Below are 2,962 nucleotides of genomic sequence, written 5' to 3' on the forward strand. Positions count from 1 at the left end.
GCTGGTGGTGGCGGCGGGAGTACAGTTCAAAAAATGGTTAACGCCATCAACAGTTTATCCGACGAGCAGCGTGCACTACTTCCACCACCCGATGTTCTTTTACAACTGTTATTGGCTGAAGTAAATCCCGGCGGCGATTGGGAAGGGATGCTGGACAGAGCAAATGGAGGTGAAGAAGATCCTCCAACAGACTTTAAAAAGTTATTTTCGTCAAAACTCAAAAAGGTAGGTCGATTTATTGAGAAAATTAGCGACTGGGGTTCAAATTTCGGCACAGCGGGCAACATGTTCATTGATTGGGTTAAAGGAACGGGAGCAGACAAAATTTATTATATCGAAGATCGAGTAGCAGATTCGATGCGAAATGCTTATGCTGTTGAGGAAGCTCGGGAGTTTTATTATAAAAAGTATAAAAATCGGAAGAACCTTAAAGTAACAAGTGTAACAAATCGAGCAATTTGTGGGTAGTTGTCGCATTGATATATTCAATCCTACAGGTAAATTTCTTTGGTTTGTACTATCAAATACAACTAGTGTAAAGTCGTTTTTATATGGGATAGGTCTTGACTATAAAAGATCGACATTTCGAGTAGGAGGCAATATGGCAACTATATATTTGGCGTGAACCAGTAAAAAAATAATTAAAAATGAAAAGAAAAGTAGTTCTACTGATTTTAGCTCTCGCTACTGTTTTTTTTGCGTGCGATAATAACTCTAAGAAGAAAATTATTGGCAGATACTATTTAACTACTGGAGAAGGACGCGGTAATACTTTTTATCTTAGTTATCTAATCGACGACGAAGGTACAACTGTTGGTGTAATCGAAGGAAGTATAGCAGCGTATGGATATAATTCAGATTACATCGTGTTGAGTCAGTATCCTTACGGAGGTGAAAGTGTGGTTAATTACTATATCGTAAAAGTAAAAAAGCACTATACATATTTTCCGGAAAAGTATATGCTTGGACCTTTAGATCGTGCTAGTTTTGATAAAGCGACAAAAAAGTATCGTATTGACCATCTCGAGTTAAAATCTGTTAAAGATCTCCAATAGACTGTAATTTAGAGATTTAAGAATTTCGGCGATGCCATTTTCAAACTGTATTTTCATTAAATTTTTAAAGTTTTGTTTTTGCGTAGAGGTTTGTTTCGAAGTTCATTTTTATATGGTTTGCCATTTTTTTTGTGTTAATTAGCTTTTGAGTATTTTTATTTTTTAGGAGATTACTCTACGGTAAATAGCTTACAAACAAGTTGTCATTTAGTTGTAAAAGCGTTAGTCTTACCAAGGCTGGGGGATTCAAGCAATAAGTCTGCTCTTTCCTATAAATTAAAGTGTTATTATGAATAATTTTATCGAAACAGTTCCCTTATTTGTGCTATTAATTATAATGAACAGAGCTACGCATTACTGGTGTTCAAAGTATGAAGAAGAGCGGGAAACAATCCTCATTTCAGAACACGATTGGAGGATTCGGCATGCATCGTACCTCATGAGTAAAATAGGCTATATAACTACTATAGTGTTACTTGTTGCAGCCGTATTAATTAGTGTTTTTAAAGCAATAGTAGATTGAAGATAGTAAACAAAACATAAGCTTCGAAAAGCACTTATCCCTCGCAGCAGACTCCGCAAATGTCTCCCGACGTTGCGACAAAAGCGAAAAATGGTACAATTTCCCTTCAAGTAAAAAACCGGTTTTCCACCCGGACTAGCAACGAAGCGCGGGAATTGCTGGCAAAGAAATCGCACGAATTTATGATTTACGATAAACGCAGATTAGTAAACGAACTTTTGTGTCGGAAACTAATCGCGCCAAACTTTAAAAAGTGACGAATATTCTTAATTGGCATTGAAATCGGCGAAGAAATTGATAGATCATCTACGGTTAAAGGGATTGCCCGTGGGAGTACATTCGTCCAAAAACACGATTGTGGACTAATATTTATGCTGCTATATTTCAAGAAGTTGCGTTCTTTGATAAAGATCGAGGACAATTTTTGAAAGGGTTAATTTACAATAGCTAGAAAATAAGAAATTATTATTTTGGGTTTTGTGGATTTATTTAGGATTCATTTTTAAAAAGTTTAAAGTAAGCGAACAACAAAACACATCGTTAGTGCTTATCTTTAGGTAGTAATTAGCAGTTTTTATGTGTAATTTAAACAACATCTATAGTTTACTGGGAGCGTGGGAAGACTTAGTGCGCGAATGTACCGTGGGTTATGATTCTAACATCTTTGAGTTTGATTACGATTTTAAAATTAGAGCAGATATTGCCGAGGTATTGTCCGCACAAAATGGAGAATTGGACGAGCAGGTGAGTCGCAGATTGAAAGAAATTGACAATGATTTTTTAAAACTGCTCATGTTCTTGGATGAGCGCGAAGAGCTTTTGTTTTGGGATAGAAAGTTTGTTTTGAAATTTGGTTCAAAAGAATACGCGTCAAGTGTTTTTGAAACATTTAAGGTTACAGTCGAGATTTTAGAGCAGTAGTTTGTTTGAATTTTTAAACCGAGACGACTTACGAATTGCCAATAAACAAGTTGTACAAATACAACGCTCAAGAATGGCAGGGTGATTTTGGCTACGATATGTACGACATGCCGCTCCGCGATTACGACCCAGCCATTGCGCGTTGGGTGGTTTTAGATCCGGTGATACACCACAGCCAGTCGCCGTACAGTAGTTTTAACGGCAACCCGGTGGTATTTACCGATCCGAGTGGGGGAGCGGGTATGCAGATGTTGGATAACAACGGCGCTGAGATGAACGACAGCAACGGTAACTTTATCCGCCGCAGCGATCGTGTAGTTCCGGGAGAAACTTCTAAATTTACCCAGGCTGGTGGTGGAGGGAGTAACACTACCGATACCGCAGACGATGTAAAGAAAAACAATGATTTGATTATTATTTCGACTGTTGAGGAGTTGGAGGCTTTTAAGATCAGCAACCCGAA

Annotated in this window: 4 protein-coding genes; all 4 read left to right on the forward strand. The window is 37.7% G+C overall.

Translation table 11 applies throughout. The features are described from left to right. The coding region (locus tag Q0064_RS03770) for a hypothetical protein (protein WP_298144517.1) at positions 1–468 on the forward strand (468 nt) is incomplete at its 5' end. Positions 469–647: 179 nt separating this feature from the next. Further along, complete coding sequence (locus Q0064_RS03775) at positions 648–1,055, forward strand: hypothetical protein (protein ID WP_298144520.1); 408 nt, start codon at positions 648–650, stop codon at positions 1,053–1,055. 1,099 nt (positions 1,056–2,154) lie between these two features. Continuing rightward, positions 2,155–2,499, forward strand: a complete 345-nt coding sequence (locus Q0064_RS03780; protein WP_298144523.1) for a hypothetical protein — start codon at positions 2,155–2,157, stop codon at positions 2,497–2,499. A gap of 50 nt (positions 2,500–2,549) precedes the next feature. Beyond that, positions 2,550–2,962, forward strand: a 413-nt coding sequence (locus Q0064_RS03785; protein WP_298144527.1) for an RHS repeat-associated core domain-containing protein, incomplete at its 3' end; no start/stop codon positions are given.

The sequence above is a fragment of the Flavobacterium sp. genome, from assembly GCF_027490375.1.
GTDB lineage: Bacteria > Bacteroidota > Bacteroidia > Flavobacteriales > Flavobacteriaceae > Flavobacterium.